Source organism: Neobacillus sedimentimangrovi, from assembly GCF_010614825.1.
Classification (GTDB): domain Bacteria; phylum Bacillota; class Bacilli; order Bacillales; family Cytobacillaceae; genus Neobacillus; species Neobacillus thermocopriae.
In genome coordinates this window covers 44,105-60,270 of sequence record NZ_JAAFZF010000006.1, presented here as the reverse complement: position 1 = coordinate 60,270, position 16,166 = coordinate 44,105, and the positions used below count along the sequence as shown (strand labels likewise).

General features: G+C 36.1%; 14 protein-coding genes. 6 read left to right on the top strand and 8 right to left on the bottom strand.

Annotation, left to right across the window (positions count from 1 at the left end; all coding sequences use genetic code 11):
* Window positions 1-88: 88 nt before the first annotated feature.
* Window positions 89-1,261: a ZIP family metal transporter gene (locus GZA11_RS04200; protein WP_163183001.1), complete on the bottom strand. Its 1,173-nt coding sequence runs from the start codon at window positions 1,259-1,261 to the stop codon at window positions 89-91.
* A 15-nt stretch (window positions 1,262-1,276) separates the two neighbouring features.
* Window positions 1,277-2,281, bottom strand: coding sequence for a multicopper oxidase domain-containing protein (locus GZA11_RS04195; RefSeq protein ID WP_163182999.1), 1,005 nt, complete (start codon window positions 2,279-2,281; stop codon window positions 1,277-1,279).
* 1,030 nt (window positions 2,282-3,311) lie between these two features.
* Between GZA11_RS04195 and GZA11_RS04190 the strand changes: the two genes are divergently transcribed.
* From GZA11_RS04190 to GZA11_RS04175, 4 genes are all read left to right on the top strand, one after another.
* Window positions 3,312-3,812: a ZIP family metal transporter gene (locus tag GZA11_RS04190; protein WP_163182997.1), complete on the top strand. Its 501-nt coding sequence runs from the start codon at window positions 3,312-3,314 to the stop codon at window positions 3,810-3,812.
* Between the two features lie 152 nt (window positions 3,813-3,964).
* The gene (locus GZA11_RS04185; protein WP_038537205.1) at window positions 3,965-4,264 is read left to right on the top strand and encodes a hypothetical protein; all 300 of its coding nucleotides are present in this window, start codon (window positions 3,965-3,967) and stop codon (window positions 4,262-4,264) included.
* A 442-nt stretch (window positions 4,265-4,706) separates the two neighbouring features.
* Window positions 4,707-5,027, top strand: coding sequence for an ArsR/SmtB family transcription factor (locus GZA11_RS04180; RefSeq protein ID WP_038537202.1), 321 nt, complete (start codon window positions 4,707-4,709; stop codon window positions 5,025-5,027).
* 11 nt (window positions 5,028-5,038) lie between these two features.
* Window positions 5,039-7,294, top strand: a complete 2,256-nt coding sequence (locus tag GZA11_RS04175; protein ID WP_081905083.1) for a heavy metal translocating P-type ATPase — start codon at window positions 5,039-5,041, stop codon at window positions 7,292-7,294.
* A gap of 312 nt (window positions 7,295-7,606) precedes the next feature.
* Here the strand turns inward: GZA11_RS04175 and GZA11_RS04170 are convergent, their stop codons facing one another.
* From GZA11_RS04170 to GZA11_RS04145, 6 genes are all read right to left on the bottom strand, one after another.
* Window positions 7,607-8,758, bottom strand: a complete 1,152-nt coding sequence (locus GZA11_RS04170) for a Ger(x)C family spore germination protein (RefSeq protein ID WP_235924830.1) — start codon at window positions 8,756-8,758, stop codon at window positions 7,607-7,609.
* The gene (locus tag GZA11_RS04165) at window positions 8,755-10,275 is read right to left on the bottom strand and encodes a spore germination protein (protein ID WP_163182995.1); all 1,521 of its coding nucleotides are present in this window, start codon (window positions 10,273-10,275) and stop codon (window positions 8,755-8,757) included. The genes GZA11_RS04170 and GZA11_RS04165 overlap by 4 nt, the downstream gene beginning before the upstream one ends.
* Complete coding sequence (locus GZA11_RS04160; RefSeq protein WP_268926751.1) at window positions 10,262-11,347, bottom strand: GerAB/ArcD/ProY family transporter; 1,086 nt, start codon at window positions 11,345-11,347, stop codon at window positions 10,262-10,264. Before GZA11_RS04160 ends, GZA11_RS04165 begins: the two co-directional genes overlap by 14 nt.
* Before the next feature lie 293 nt (window positions 11,348-11,640).
* Complete coding sequence (locus tag GZA11_RS04155) at window positions 11,641-12,315, bottom strand: spore coat protein (protein WP_051968337.1); 675 nt, start codon at window positions 12,313-12,315, stop codon at window positions 11,641-11,643.
* Window positions 12,316-12,455: 140 nt separating this feature from the next.
* On the bottom strand, window positions 12,456-13,073 hold the full coding sequence (locus GZA11_RS04150) for a DUF2085 domain-containing protein (RefSeq protein ID WP_268926749.1): 618 nt from the start codon (window positions 13,071-13,073) through the stop codon (window positions 12,456-12,458).
* A gap of 66 nt (window positions 13,074-13,139) precedes the next feature.
* Window positions 13,140-13,364 carry a hypothetical protein gene (locus GZA11_RS04145; RefSeq protein WP_163182991.1) on the bottom strand — a complete coding sequence of 75 codons (225 nt, stop codon included), beginning with the start codon at window positions 13,362-13,364 and terminating at the stop codon, window positions 13,140-13,142.
* A 314-nt stretch (window positions 13,365-13,678) separates the two neighbouring features.
* Between GZA11_RS04145 and GZA11_RS04140 the strand changes: the two genes are divergently transcribed.
* Together GZA11_RS04140 and GZA11_RS04135 are read left to right on the top strand one after the other, a co-directional pair.
* Window positions 13,679-14,650: a polysaccharide deacetylase family protein gene (locus GZA11_RS04140; protein WP_051968202.1), complete on the top strand. Its 972-nt coding sequence runs from the start codon at window positions 13,679-13,681 to the stop codon at window positions 14,648-14,650.
* Between the two features lie 97 nt (window positions 14,651-14,747).
* Window positions 14,748-15,761 carry an AI-2E family transporter gene (locus tag GZA11_RS04135; RefSeq protein WP_407938532.1) on the top strand — a complete coding sequence of 338 codons (1,014 nt, stop codon included), beginning with the start codon at window positions 14,748-14,750 and terminating at the stop codon, window positions 15,759-15,761.
* Window positions 15,762-16,166: the final 405 nt, after the last annotated feature.

The following is a 16,166-nucleotide window of genomic DNA, read 5'->3' as shown; positions in this document are numbered from 1 at the left end:
TCAAATATTTATACAGAATAGTCAAAATGAAATTTGTTTATCTGTGCGAATCGAAACCTTTCTTAATTAATTTAACACCAATTAGTACTTAAAATTTAACAAAAAGTGATGTAAAGTACATGAGTAATATTCCGATTGTAAAACTAGCGAAATTCAGCCACGAAACGAAAGGTTCATTATTCTTTTTGTGATCTTCCATAAGCATTTTGGAAATGACGAAGATTACCTGTAATATTGCACCTGCACCAATACCTAAAAATACTGCACCCCAAATGGGTGAAAAGATAAATCCACCGAACCAAGTTCCTAAAATAGCAGGTGCACCTGCAATCGTGCCTAATAAAACAAATTGGCTAATCTTTGGTTTAGTTTTTAATAATAGGGCAGCAATTCCTATCCCCTCTGTAATATTATGAAGAGTAAAACCTATTATTAAAAACGTACCTAATGCTGCTTCACCAAGTGCAAAAGAAGAACCAATCGCCAATCCTTCACCCAAATTATGAAGTCCAATCCCTGTTGCCATTAATAAAGCAATTCCTAGTGGTGAATATCCATTGCGTTTTTGCTTTTGTTGTTGGTACTGGTCAAAGCCAATCAATAGGAGAAAAGAAAGGACGGTACTAATAATTACTACCATGTTTCCTTGGAAGACAGATGGTGCTTCTGCTCCAATTTCAAAACCATCAAATAACGTTCCAAAAAATAAGAATAGGAGGAGACCAATTGTAAGTGCAAGAATGGCATTAATCGAGCTTTTCTTTAAACGCTTCATAAATGGATACCATAAAAGTCCTAGAGTAATCGGAACAATTCCAACATAAAATCCTATTAATCCGTAATTTAGCACATTATCCCAAGAAAATTCAGGAGTTAATGTTGCTGCATCAATGACTGCCTCTGTTATAATTCCATTTTCAGAGATGAAAAGAATGGTATGGGGGTCACCCTCAACCCATGGATAATTAATTTTTACCCTAGCATCTTCAAAACGATTTAGTGTTGTATCTGGTGTCATTGAAAAAGTCCATACTGAATCATCAACAATTACTTGAGAAATTTTCAAAGTTTCTGGGCCAGTATTACTTACATCTATCTCAAATCCTGAAGGTACAATTTTAATCCGTTCAACATTCAACACTTCAATGGGAGCAGCAGGATTCTGTTTAATGCCAGCTCCATTTTTTAACACCCATCCCAATACCAATAGTAAAAGAACTAGTGGAATTAGTAGGGCAATAAACCATTTTGATTTCCTCATTATTTGCACTCCCCTCTATTCAACCTCAAAGAATCCCATCCAACCAAGCTCAGCAAATTCACTAACATGAGCATGAAACATATATTTTCCTTTGTATGGAAAACGGACTTCAATAATCCCGCGTTCACCCTGACATTGCATGATGGTGTCTGTAAACTGTGATGGGTTTTCATTTCTACCTGTTGGAATATAGGTAAAATAGTTGCCGTGTAAATGAAAAGAGTTTACTAAATCAAATTCCGTTAAATTGCTTAAATAGATTCGTACAAGCTCATCCCTCTTGACTTTGATGGGATGGTTCATAAAGGCAAATGCGTAACCATTCACCGTATAAAATTCATTAGCACCGTCTAGGTCCAAGTCAAAACCATTCATAACCATATTCAATTCTAAAGCTGGTTCCCTAGGTGTCTTTGGATCAATAATAAAGTTTCCGTATAACCCTTTGTGAATATGTCGGGCCAGAGGAAGAACATGGCAATGATATAGTTGTAAACCATACGGCCTTGCTTCAAATTCATAGGTGAATGATTGACCTGGGGCAATAGGTGTTATTCCGTCCATATCAGGTGGATGAATACCGTGAAAATGGATAGAGTGGGGGTGACTTCCTTGATTAATAAAATGAAACCGTAAAAGATCCCCTTCGGTACAGCGAAATGTTGGCCCTGGAATGGTCCCATTATAAGTCCACCCAGGAAATTTAATTCCTTTGGCAATTTCAATTTCCTTATCAACAGCTACTACTTGATATTCCCTTAGTGTTCGGCCGTCTGAAAGTTTTGAAACTTTTCCGTAGTCAAATTCTGTAAGGAGACGTTCAGCCATCATATAGCCTTCAGTTTTTGTTGTTTCATGCATGTTTGTGTGATTTCCAGAGTGATTTGATTGATGATTTTCCGCATGAACTACATTTGAAAACGGTGCTATTTTATTTAGATAAATACTTCCTGCGATACCAAGTGCACCAGTAGTTCCAATTTTTAAAATATCTCGCCGAGAAATTTTTTTTTCTGCCATTTTTTTACCTCCTCTTAAAAAGTTTCCCTAATCCAAAACTATTTTTATATGCCAATACTTTATGACAAGGACAATCTTTTTGTCAATAACCAAATGCTATTTTTTATATTCAATTACTAATCTAAAGTTCAAATAATTATTTGAATGTTTTAATAAACAAAGATATGAATATGGAGGAGCAATCTTTGAAATAAGAAGATGTATGTGAAGGAACCTGTGTGGAAAGTAATAAGGTCAAGCATGTGAACAAACTTTATCGCAGCAACAATGTCTGAAGCACATATATTTAAAGTTATCTGATGACACTAGAATAAAAATCACTCTTGTCTTAAGTGAAGAGGATGAATTGTATGTATTCGATGTAGCAAATATAGTAGGCAGTATTTAATAGGTGGTTATCTTATTTTTTAAGTTGAATTAAAGAATTAATCAGTTTAGAGATTACTATGAAAAGCTTGATGACCATTGCTATCATGGGTGCAGCATTTATAGGGGAATCGGGTTAAGGTGCAGTCGTTGTTATCCTATTAGCTATTAGTATATCTCTTGAAACATATTCGATGGATAAAGCCTGTAAGTCTACCGTTTTGGATGAGAAGGGTGCACCGATTCATGAAAAAGGTGTAGTATCCGTAAAAAGAGGTATACTTATTAGGTTTACCTTGTCAATACACCAGAGGGTCTGCATTACTCCAAGGTGTAGAGATAGATGCAGAGTATTTATACAAACGATTTTAAACACGAATGCAAGTCATTGGATACCTTTACAAGAATATAATGTACAAATGTATATTGTGGAGGAATATTATGACTGAGGCATTTCAATGGAGTTTATATATATTCGCTTTTATCTTTTTAGGCACCTTATCAGGTGGACTCGCCGTAATTATAATAAATAAAGTTTTTCATAAAAATTCTTTTTATCTAAATTTATTTTAGCAGGAATATTGGGACTTGATTTGATTCCAGAATTAATGACTAACTACCGACCAGTTGGAATAATGGCAGGAATATCTTTGGGTATTTTTTTATGTTCTTAATGGATAGATTTTTACATACCAACAAATACGCTCAAATCGAATATTCTGAAACGTTTATATTGTTATCTCTGGCATTATTATTTCATAGCCTCCCTACTGGTATTGCGTTAGGATTAGATTTTCAAGGTGACCATTTTCAAGATTCTGCTTTACTAGTTGCCATATTAATTCATCATTTTCCAGAAGGAATGGTAATGATGGTTACTGTTTTATATTCTAGGATGAAGGTAAATGTCTTTTTGATTTTTTGTTTTCTACTTTCTCTAGGAGTAGGTATAAATACTTATTTAGGAATAGCCTTTGATTTTCAATCTATTAAACTTAAGACAATGTTTGTGGGAATCGCAATTGGAACATTGGGGTATGTAACCTTTTATGAAGTATTGTGGAAGGAGTTAAAAGAGCATTTAACAATAAAAATGTTTATTGCTGCAATGTTAGGTATCTTATTTTTAAGGTTTTATCTAGCATTAAATAGCTTTGCTCATTAATTATACGTATGGGTTCATACGTTTTTCTTTATTTTAACCGCTGCTTCGAAGATTGCTTTTTTATATTTGTTGAAAGTATTTAAAAAGAATATTTCTATTGCTTAGTGAGAGCCTATAAATTGTTTAGACAAATTATAAGGAGGAATTTATTCATGTCTCACTTCTCAGATCATCATCATACAGGAGATGTCGTAAAGGAATCAGGTATGTATATAGATGCAGGTGGAACCAAGAAAAATCTTCACCAAGGAGAAACATTTCCAAATAGCCCTGTTACAGGGAAGGCAACAACTTGGACCCACGCTAGTCACACACATAGAACTGGAGATACTGTAATGGAATCAGGACATTACATAGATTCAGATGGGGATCATGTAGTGCTTCAACAAGGAGAGAAGTTTCCAGCTTGCCTTAAAACTGGAAATTCAGTTACTTGGACGCATGAACAGTAAAAATAATTATTTTTAACAACCTAAATTGTCCTTATTTGTATTTCCTAAATTCATTGGAAGTTCAGCTTTCACCTATCATCACCTTTATCAATAATTATTTGTTAAAAAGCAGAAGAAACTTAAGGGAGTTCTTCTGCTCTTTTTTTGGGTATAGACCAGTTGATTATAATAGATAAATTAAAGAAAAAATCATTGAACATTATAACGCTAATAGAAAAATCATGGAATCTTAACCATGATTTTTCTCTATAATAAATGTTTCCTCATCCATCTTTTCCCCATTAATTCACTTCATTACAATTCCTATTTCAACATATATTATCAAGTTCCTTAATCTATAGTGGTCACTGCCCATTTGCAAATGGTTTGACACACATATTAGAAACCACTAATATGATAGCAACAAAACATATTAGTACTGTCTAATATTAAGGGGGTAAAAATGCTAAAAGTTGATATGGATACGAAGATGAAATTTTTAAGCGGTTTTTCGAATAAAATCAGAGTTCAAATACTTGAGTGTATAAAAGATGATGAAAAAACAGTTTCCCAAATTGTTAACGAATTAAATGGCAATCAATCAAACATTTCGCAGCATTTGGCGTGCTTAAAAGGTTGTGGGCTTGTTGTGAGTAGACAAGAGGGGAAATATGTTTATTACCGTGTACGTAATCAACTCGTTCGTGATTTATTAACAATGATTGATGTGGTACTTGAAGATGTAAAAAAAGATGTCGAATGCTGTGAACGTCATATCGAATAGAGGTAATTAGAATGGCTGAAAAATGTTGTGGATCAATTAAAGCGATTGAAAAACATAATGAAATCAATTGTTATAGTAGTGATTTACCCGCGGATACCGTCCATCAATTAGAAAAAACAAGCTGTTGCAGTATTGAACAACAGACGAACGAGAACATCCCAAAACCTCTTCCATCTAATGAATCCTTTGAGTACAGGATTTACGGGATGGATTGTAGTAGTTGTGCAAAAAGCATAGAAAACCATTTAAACACCCTTCCTTTTGTTAAATATGTTAGCGTAAATTTTTCTACTGGAAAAATGAAGATTGAACATACAGGTAAAGTAGAAGTTATTATTTCAGAGGTTTCTAAAATTGGCTATAAGGCTTCATTACTAACGAAAAATCAATCTTTACAAAACAGCAAAAATAAAAGCGAAAGTGCTCCCGTTATTCTGTCTGGTATTCTGATCGCTCTTGGTTTTATCGGCTCATTAAGTGGGGTATCATCACTATTGTCCACATTTGTTTACACCATCGCAATGGGGATCAATGGGTATAAGCCTGTTAAAAGTGCCTATTATGCAATCAAAAGTCGTTCGCTTGATATGAATGTACTCATGTCTATCGCTGCCATTGGAGCTGCTTTCATCGGCGAGTGGCTGGAAGGGGCTACTGTTCTTTGGTTATTTGCCATTGGGAATTATCTACAAACAAAGTCCATTGAACGTACTAGAAATTCGATACAAAATCTGATGGATTTGGCTCCCCCAGAAGCTTGGGTCCAAGTTGGAACAAAAATTATTAAAAAACCTGTTGAGGAAATATCAGTTGGGGATATAATCATTGTTAAACCGGGTGATAAAATTCCATTAGATGGTGAAATCATACATGGAGCATCTAGTGTTAATCAGGCACCAATCACAGGGGAATCCATTCCTGTTGATAAGGAAATCGGTGATACTGTATATGCTGGGACAATCAATGAACATGGGTCCCTTAAGATTAAGGTTACCAAGGTAGTTGAAGATACAACCATTTCTAAAATTATTCACTTAGTCGAAGAAGCACAGGAACAAAAGGCACCAACTGAAGCATTTGTTGATAAATTTGCAAGTGTTTATACCCCTGTTGTGTTTATCCTCGCATTAGCTATTATCCTATTTCCCCCACTAATTGGATTTGGTACATGGGGAGAATGGTTTTATCGAGGACTAGAACTATTAGTTGTAGCTTGCCCTTGTGCTTTAGTCATATCTACGCCTGTTGCCATCGTGTCGGCAATTGGTAACGCAGCAAAGAATGGTGTTTTAATTAAAGGTGGAACATTTTTAGAAAAAGCAGGTTTGATCACCGCCATTGCATTTGATAAAACAGGAACTTTAACGGAAGGGAAACCAAAGGTAACAGATGTCAAGGCTTTACATGGATCAGAAAAAGAATTACTATCAATTGCCTTAACACTAGAAGAATATTCTACACACCCTATTGCCCAATCCATTGTGAACTATGCAAATAATAAAGGAATTCAATCTAAAAATGGGGATATGTTCAAAAATATTGTTGGCAAAGGGGTGCAAGCGACAATTGAAAATGAGGTTTACTATGCCGGTAATGTAAAGTTATTCGAAGAAATGAATGTCTCTTTAGTAGATGTAAATCAATTTGTACAAGAATTACAAAATAAAGGCAAAACGGTTGTTATGATAGGTACAAAAAATCAACTGTTCGGGATGATTGCCGTTTCAGATACTATACGAGAAAATTCAGTATCTGCTTTACAATTATTAAAACAAAGTGGCCTTAATCAAACAGTCATGTTGACGGGTGATAATGAAGCTACAGCAAAACAGATTGCGGAAGAAGCTAATGTAAATCGTTATTTTTCAGGATTATTACCAGAAGATAAGGTAGATGCCATAAAGAAATTACAAAAGGAAGGCCATAAGGTAGCAATGGTTGGAGATGGGATTAATGATGCCCCGGCCCTTGCAACCGCAGATTTAGGTATTGCCATGGGTGGGGCAGGAACCGATACGGCAATGGAGACAGCTGATATCGTTTTAATGGCGGATAATCTTGAAAAACTTCCACATACAATGAAGTTAAGTAGAAAAACATTAACCATTATTAAACAAAATATTTGGTTCTCGATCATTATTAAACTCATTGCATTAATCTTAATCTTTCCGGGCTGGCTAACACTTTGGTTGGCTGTTTTAAGTGATACAGGTGCTGCACTAATCGTTATATTAAATTCAATCAGATTGTTAAAATTTAAAGGATAGTAAATGAAAGAGATGGTTCTGATATAGACCATCTCTTTCATCATATAAAATATTTTAATTTTACTAACCTACCCCATTGGTCCTCCAGGCCATACGCCGCTGGGCAGGGGGCTTCCGCTTTTCCAATAAGATAAAAAAATATCATTTGACTTCGAGAATTGTCTAGCTCCAGCCCCCTAGCGGCGAGACGCCTTCAGTCTCCGCCCTACGATAAGTCAACATCGAATCACCTGCGGTTCTTCGTGTTTCCTATATCTCAGTTGGAGACCTCCAAGCCATACGCCGCTAAACAGGGGGCTTCCGCTTTTCTGATTACTTCTCCAATGTAGGTAATTCTCGTTGTTTTCCACCATGATCTAAGCTTATTTTTACTTTTAATTGACGAATGGTATCTTTTTTTAAAGGGATTTTTCCACCCTGCTGGACCTTTTTCCAGGCATTCACGTTTTTGCGATAAGCCGTTTCTGACAAATGATAAATATCTACATCCTTGGTTAGGGCCTGTTCATAGGTATATAAGATATCCTTTTTTAACTCTTTTTCAATTAAAGATGTTAGAGTGGTTAGTGGGACAGGTTTGACAATATGGTCAATAACAGCATTGGCTTTCACTTTGATATCAAATTGAATCTCTTCTCCTTTTACAACGGGCTTAATCTTTGCCTTAACATCTGTGATTAACATATCAATGGTTGAATCCTTATATTTTACTGTCACTCCTCCTCTTTTCATCTTATTAGTCATCCACTGAACGCCTTTCACGTTTTTACCGGTGAAATAACCTTTTATATTATCTTTGGTCACAACCGCAATTCCATCCATACTAATGGAATCATGGTGTTTTACATCGGTCAGCCAATTTTTGTTATTGATACTAATAAGAGGTACATTCGCTTCGTGTCCCGGTTCATGAATCCAAATAAGTAACCTTCTCAAATCGACTGGCTCAATAAAGGAGAATTGTTCATAGGCTGCTGTAGGGTCACTTATTTTAGAATAACCAGTGGACATTCCAAGCATCGGTATGTTTTTAAATATTCTAGAAAGTGGATCTTTCGTGACATATACCCAAATCCGGTAACTTGTCTCGCGGTAACGGTCCAGTATATCAATGATAGATATGATTCCACCATGTTTCATTGCCTCTTCACTAAAAATAAGAAAGGAAAGATGGCCCCAAAATATACGTCTCTGGGTACTACGGTATAAGTTAAAGACGGCTTCATCCACGGTTTTTCCCTTTGCATGACCTACTTCCACTTTTACTTCGGAACTACTGCCGACTACCTCGTTTTTTGCCAATAATCCCAAATTTATAATTTGTAAATAGGCGATATAGTCCCCATCCTTATAATCAATTCCCATCCCATATACATAAACCATCCGTTCTGGCTCATTTGTATCCCAGCATCCACTTAGCGGTAATATCAATAATAACATCATTAAAATTATTCTGATCTTCACTCGGAATTTCCCCCTCTACTAGTGGGGTCCTTCGGATTTGTATTAAGCGGTCTTGTCATATTTTTTCTTTCTGGCAAACGAATAATCGTTTTCAATTCATTGAAGGCATCTAATCTAGTTGCAATTCCTAAATAAGGAACACCAAAGATTCGAATATTCGCCATATAGATACCAACGAGAAAAATGGATAGGAAAAATCCGAAAAAGCCGAAGAACGATACAAAAATGACGACAATAAAACGAACTAAGGAAATGGTACCAGCTAAAGATTGGTTTAATAAAGTAAAGGTAGCAATAGTCGAACCTGCAATCACAACCAAGGTTGCCGGACTTGATAACCCAGCTCTGATGGCTGCATCTCCAATGATTAACCCGCCAATTACACTTAATGTTTGCCCGATAGCCATGGGGAGGCGCATACCAGCTTCTCTAAATACCTCAAATAACAAAAGCATTAATAGAACTTCAGCAGCGGTTGAAAGTGGAACACCTCTTCGAGATTCCACAATGGTTGCTAAAAAGGTAAGTGGAATCTGATTTTGATGAAAAGAGGTCAATGCTACCCAAAATCCAGGAAGAAATGCGGCAACAGAAACGGCAACAATACGCATAATTCGTTGAAAGGAATTAAAGGCATACGAGAATTCCTTATCTTCCCCACTTTTTAAGAGAAAAAACAAATTAATAGGTGTAATATAAGCATAGGCAACACCATCGATCAAAATAATAAATCGACCGTTTAATAGTGATTGCGCAGCATAATCCGGTCTTCCCGTATAAACATAGCGCGGGAACAAGTTGTAAGGATTATTGTTGATCAGTTCTTCCAATTGGGTGCCACTGAAAAGTCCATCAATATCTATGGCTGATATTTTATCCTTAATTTGCTGAAGGATTTCTTTATCCGCTATATCATCAATATGTAATATAGCGACTTTTGTTTTTGTTCTTCTCCCTACTTCCAGTGTATCAATCATAAGAGAAGTCGTTCTTAGCCGTTTTCTTATTAGAGCAATATTAACGGTTATATCTTCAATAAAGTTGTCCCGTGGTCCTAGAATCGCCACTTCCGTTTTTGTTTCTTCTGGTTTCCGTTCTGGTCGGTCAGAAATATCAATCGAAAACATTCTTTCCTCAAAACTGAAGGATAAAAATAATTTTCCTGCAAACAGTTCAGAAATAGCTTGCTCCTCTGTTTCAATGACGCTAATGGTGGGAAGATGAAGCTTTTCTAAAATATCCCTTTTTGTCGGCTGTTTGTTAGCCTGAGAAAAAAAGGTTTCCAAACGGTTAGGAATTGTTGTGTATAGGAAGTCACTACTAATCAATCCCGTACAATAAATTAGCGTCACCTTGTAAGGTTCAAAGTAAAAGGGGACAAATTTCACATCACTACTATGACTAAATAACTCTCGAAGCCTTTCTTCATTTGGACAATTGGCAGGGGAATTCTCTTGAGTTATTTCATCATCTGCTATCCCATGTCTGTTATTGGTATTATGCTTATTCAAATGCATTTTTTGACGCTCCTTTTCTTTTTGACAACCATGCTACAATAACCACAAGCAACAATAATAAACTTAAGGAAGCCCAAAACATGGCAGGCAGAAAAACCTTATTTACCAACATGGAAAATTTTAAATCGCTAATTGGAATCATAGTTAAACCGATAACGATTGGGACAAGAATGAATAAAAAAATATTTTCAGTCTTTCGCTTTTTAAACGTAAATACTTCCCTAGTCATAAATAATAAGAAAGATAAACGAATAAATATTCCTGCAAGCCATTGATAGATGGATAAGAAATCGACATGTTCCACAAAGTGTCCAAGATAGACAAGCCCCCATTCTTCATAAGCAGGAAACCTTTGTTTGGATGCTTCCTCTACACCAAATTCTGTAATTGCCCCAATGAGAGGCCCTAAGGTCAATCCGATTAATATGAAAGAGATGATCGCAAAATGTTTGAATTTAAATGGCGTTTTGATTTTATGCTGAATAAAAAGAAAGAAAATTAACTCAATCATTCCGGAAGCTGGGTATATTAGACTTTTTATAACAGGAGAAAATCCATGTTCTAAAATAGGCGTTAAAAGTTTATAATTTTTAACTTGTAAATTAGCAAAAGCAACAAAAAATCCGAGAATAGTGATAAAAAACAGTAAAATGTAATTAAGTGAATTAATGGTTCGAAGGCTTGTAACTGCAAGGAGACTGCAGATTAAGCATAGAATCAGAGTCAAAACAAATGAAGGTGTCTCTGGCATAAAAACAATTTTTACCCAATCAATGGTTTCCTTTAACGACATTGAGAGTAATAAAACTAGATATACGATGACAATCAATCCAATGAAAACGGATAATGATTTTCCTGCATGAGAGCGAAGCCATTCAAAAAGTGACTCATTTCCGAGCTTCTTCCGAATATACAAAAAAAGGGGAATCACCCCAAATGTTAAGAGAAAAATGATGATAACACTGATCCAGGCATCACGGCCAGCCGTCTGAATTAACGGAGAAATAATAAAGACGTGGTTATTAAAACCAATGACCGTCATAAATAAAAGGATTAATTGAAGCGATGTAATGGAATCTGACTTATTAATAAGTCTCGCCTCCTTATGGAAAAAACATGGTTATTCTGCTATTAAATTTTCCATAAGTATCTTAAAGTATGTACCATTCATTTGGTTTGGAAGGAAAGAGGCACGATTGGAGAGGATGAACAAGAAAAATACAAAAAGGGGGCTGTCTAAAAAGTCCATTTAAGAGAAAAATGAACCCAAATTAAAAACCCAAGAATGTTGATTTAACAGCATTCTTGGGTTTTGCTTTTATAAAGATTTCGGCTGATATACCACTTTCCGGACAGCCCCTTTCATTAATGAGGCAATTGATTGTTCTGATTCAATGGTTGATTCATGTTCATACCAGTCGCTTGAGACATACCTTGGGCTGGTGCATAGGCATTCATCATTGCCGTCATATCCTCTTGCGCAAGCTGTGGAACTTGGTAATAGTGATGCTTGTTCATATAAATAGAAAGTTCATAGCCCATTTCAATACAGTTTGGCACAGAGTCGGCTAGTACGCGACGAACAACGGGATTGGTCGTTTCCAACGCAGCCATTGTCTTTGCAGTAGCTCCTGCTTTACAGTGAGCAAGCATTGAGCTGGCGATAAATTCGTCAGAAATCTCCGTCATGTTTTGCATTGGTTTTTTCGGTTGAGATGGTTTCATTCCGTAAACAAAATCATTGTCTTGCTTCATTTTATAGCTCTGGGTAGGTACGGTTGGGTCCTGTCCTGTCTTAAAGCATTCGAGAGTGGTGTTATATTCTTGTTGCATAAATTGATATTGTCGGGTTAGGATATCACGTAATTCCGGATCCTTTACGTACTGCATATACATCAGATAATGGTTCATTGTTTCAATGGAACCAGATAACACCTCATGCACATCAAACATTTCATGACCGCCATGATTCATTTGCTGCGGTACTGCTCCAGTATGCATATTTTGGTGCATTTGCCCAGGCTGATTTTGATTCTGCATCATCATGATCTCCTCCATCATTTATTAGTTGGCATAACCATCATTATTTTGTATCAAGGATAGAGCATTATTCATAAAATCGGAGGAAGGAGAGGCTGATTGAGAATCAGGTTCCAAATTTTATTATGAAGGAATGGATGTTAAGAAATTATGATCTGGTGTAAAGTGGAGAGAATCAGAAGAAAAATGAGGCTACTTAAAACAGAAAGCACCCACTTTCCCTTCGGGATACGAATCGTTGTGAAGAAAATGGAAGCAAGTAAACTAAACCACATAATAATGGTTAACAGGATGAGGATGTTTATGATGACATATGGAAACAGTCCTGCATAAACCAATCCCCCGATGATGAGGCTTAAGAGTATGGGGGTAAGTATGTCTAAGTTTCTTCTAATTACTGGAACAGAATTTTGCTGTAGTGATTTTTCGGAAAGGAGGGGATAGATGAAAAATGGAAGTGCTAGTCCAAAGCAAATTCCAGTGATCAAGCGACGGACATTATGGCTATTAAATAGATGAGCATAAGAACCTAAACCATCGATGATCAATGGCAACATTAATAATAGAAGAAAAAAACTCATTTTGATGGTTGGAATAGTAATGGAAGATTTCCTTTTCACTATATATAAATATAGGCATGTTGATAAGATTCCTATGTAAATCCCTGTGCAGCGAGCACAGACGGATAATGGTTTTTCAGACACAAGGAGTGATCGCTCCTCCAGTTGATGACAAATAGCCCTTCCCAGAAAATGCATGATCTCCTCGAGCAAAAAGTATCACTCCTTTATTAAAAAGCACTTAGGATTTTTTTTAAAACTTAATTAATACCCGGTCATGAATGCTGGGGCAATAGAAAATGTGGATAATGCAATCCAGCAGATACAACTTAAGACCATAGACACAATACTAATAATTAAACAGGTTCGACCGGTGATTTTCTTCTCTAAATCTTGTTGATCATTCATCCAAATAATCCCAATAATAAGACCCACAATTGGTATGAAAAACGATAAAATGTAAAGTAATGCTTTCAGTCCTCCCGACAATTGGCTTACACCCCCAAAGTTAGGATAACAGCACGGAATTTTTTTGATTTGAAAATCCATACTAAGTGATATGTATGTCGACTTATCATAAAATTTGCCTGTCTTCTTTTTGGAAATTTTTGAGTGATTTATTTCCAATTTTTATTAAATATACGATAAAATAAGAAGAGAGAATTGTAGGAACTTGTCTAAAAATCTATGAATCTGACATATTTTTTAATAGAATTGTAATATTTTTGATAGAAAAGTAACATTTTTTGGATGAAATCGTCTATAATGAAAAAAGAAATAAATCATCGAAGAGGGAATAAAGAATGAGGAGAAAAAATCGGAGAAGAAAGGCATATATTTTCTATATCGTATTTGGGCTAATGTTTGCAGCCATTTTTGTGACGAATTATTTTCAGGCAAATGCTCAAAACAATTCTTCCAATCAAACAAACAATAAATCTATTAGTCATGAAAAGCTTTCTCAACAGGTGAAAGGGGATAAACAAGAGAAAGAAATGACTCAGAAGCAGTTAGAAAAAGCAACGGCTTGGAGAAATGAGCAAGAGAAAAATAAAAAGCTTGATTCTACTTCAGAAAAAACTGCTGCAGCACAACCTGCTACCACTACTCCTTCTACAACATCGAATCAGGAAACCAATTCAAATGCATCAAATTCTCAAGCATCAACACAAGAGAATAATGAAAAAACCGTTTATCTTACATTTGATGACGGGCCTGCGGCATTTTCCGATGAAATTATCGCCCTATTAGAACAATATCAGTTTGATGCAACGTTTTTTCTGATTGACGGGAATATTCGAAAATATCCTGATGCAGTGAAATTGATGGTTCAATCTGGATCAGCGGTTGGTCTGCATAGTGTCTCTCATGATAAAGATTTATTTTATGCATCTGCTAGTTCAGTATTAGGCGAATTAGAACAAAATCGACAGACGTTATTGGAAATCTCCGGTATTAATTCGTTTTTAATGAGAACCCCATATGGTAGTGTCCCACATATGAAAGAGGATTATAAACAAAAAGTGAAGGAAAACGGATATATCATGTGGGATTGGAATATTGACAGCAAGGACTGGTATTATAAGGATGGAAGGTATGTCGATACAGTTATTCAGCAAATAGAGGCAAAAGGCGATAATGGTGGACCGTTCGTCATCCTCCTTCATGAGAGAAAAGAGACGCTAAAACATTTGCCGCGTCTGCTTGAATATTTATCTACAAAAGGATATGTAGGGAAAGCTATTGACCCTTCTATGGAACCTGTCCAATTTTAACCAGTAGTTTAACAAAGGCAAACTATCCGAATGTTTGTTATAATGAAACTATGATTTTTCTCTTATATATTTTATCGAAAGTAATGGGGTCTGATACTTGCCTATGATCAATAAATTATTACAAAGCAGCGGTTTTAAAAGAATTATGATATTTGTTTTCATCGCGATTGCGTTATATGCAATGCGGTCGATGATTAATCTTATTTTATTGACGTTCATTTTTACTTTTTTAATGGATCGATTGGTTCAGTTTATTGAAGGGAAAATTCCTTTAAACCGGAGACTATTGGTTGTCATTTCTTATGCGAGTATTGTCGGATTATTGTCGTATGGATTAGTGATGTATCTGCCGATGATTTATGGTGAGATTACCGCTTTAATCAGACAATTGACGGCATTTTACACCGCAAAACATGATAATATTGTCTTGAATTATATTGTAGAGCGAATTGAAGATATCAACATTTCCAGCTATTTGGAGCAAGGTGTCACCTATGTATTGAAGTACTTTACAGATATAAGCGCTATTAGTTTACAGGTTCTACTTGCGCTATTATTAAGTTTGTTTTTTCTATTAGAAAAACCGCGTTTAGTGGAATTTACTCGTAAATTTAAAACGAGCAAAGTGTCATCGATTTACGTGGAAATTGAGTTTTTTGCGCAAAAATTTGTAAGAACGTTTGGTAAGGTAATTGAAGCACAGTTGATCATTGCTGTTGTCAACTGTATTCTGACGACACTTGCATTGTGGCTGATGGATTTCCCTCAGCTCGGAGGATTATCCATTATGATTTTCCTTTTGGGCTTGATTCCCGTTGCAGGGGTAATCATTTCGATGATTCCGCTGACGATTATTGCCTATAGTATCGGCGGTTTTATCAAAGTTGTATATGTCTGTATTGCGATTTTAATTATTCATGCCATTGAGGCTTATATATTAAACCCAAATTTGATGAGCTCAAAGACCAATCTGCCTGTTTTCTATACTTTTATTGTGTTGATTTTTTCAGAACACTTCTTCGGCATTTGGGGACTAATCATTGGTATCCCAATATTTGTCTTCCTCTTGGATGTATTAGAAGTTACGGAAACAAAAGAAACCGTTAAGTGAAAAGCCCTCGCACAGGGCTTTTTTGTATTCGTAAGTATAATTTTGACTTCGAGAAGGAAGCCTATACCACGTTGGGCAGGGGACTTTCGCTTTTCAGAAGATAAGAAAATATCTTGTTGCCTTCGGAAATTGTCTAGCTCCAGCCCCCTAGCGGCGAGACGCCTTCGGTCTCCGCCCTACGATAAGTCAACATCGAATCGCCTGTTGGCTCTTCGTGTTTCCTTTATCTCAGTTGGAGGCCACCACAAAGAAAGCTCCGGCAGCATCATCATCGCACGACCGAAAGCGATAACTTTTGGGAGGAGGCTATACGCCGCTGGGCAAGGGGCAACCGCTTTTCCGGTCAGATAAGAAAATATCTTTTCGACTTCGAGAATTGTCTAGCTCCAGCGCCCTAGCGGCGAG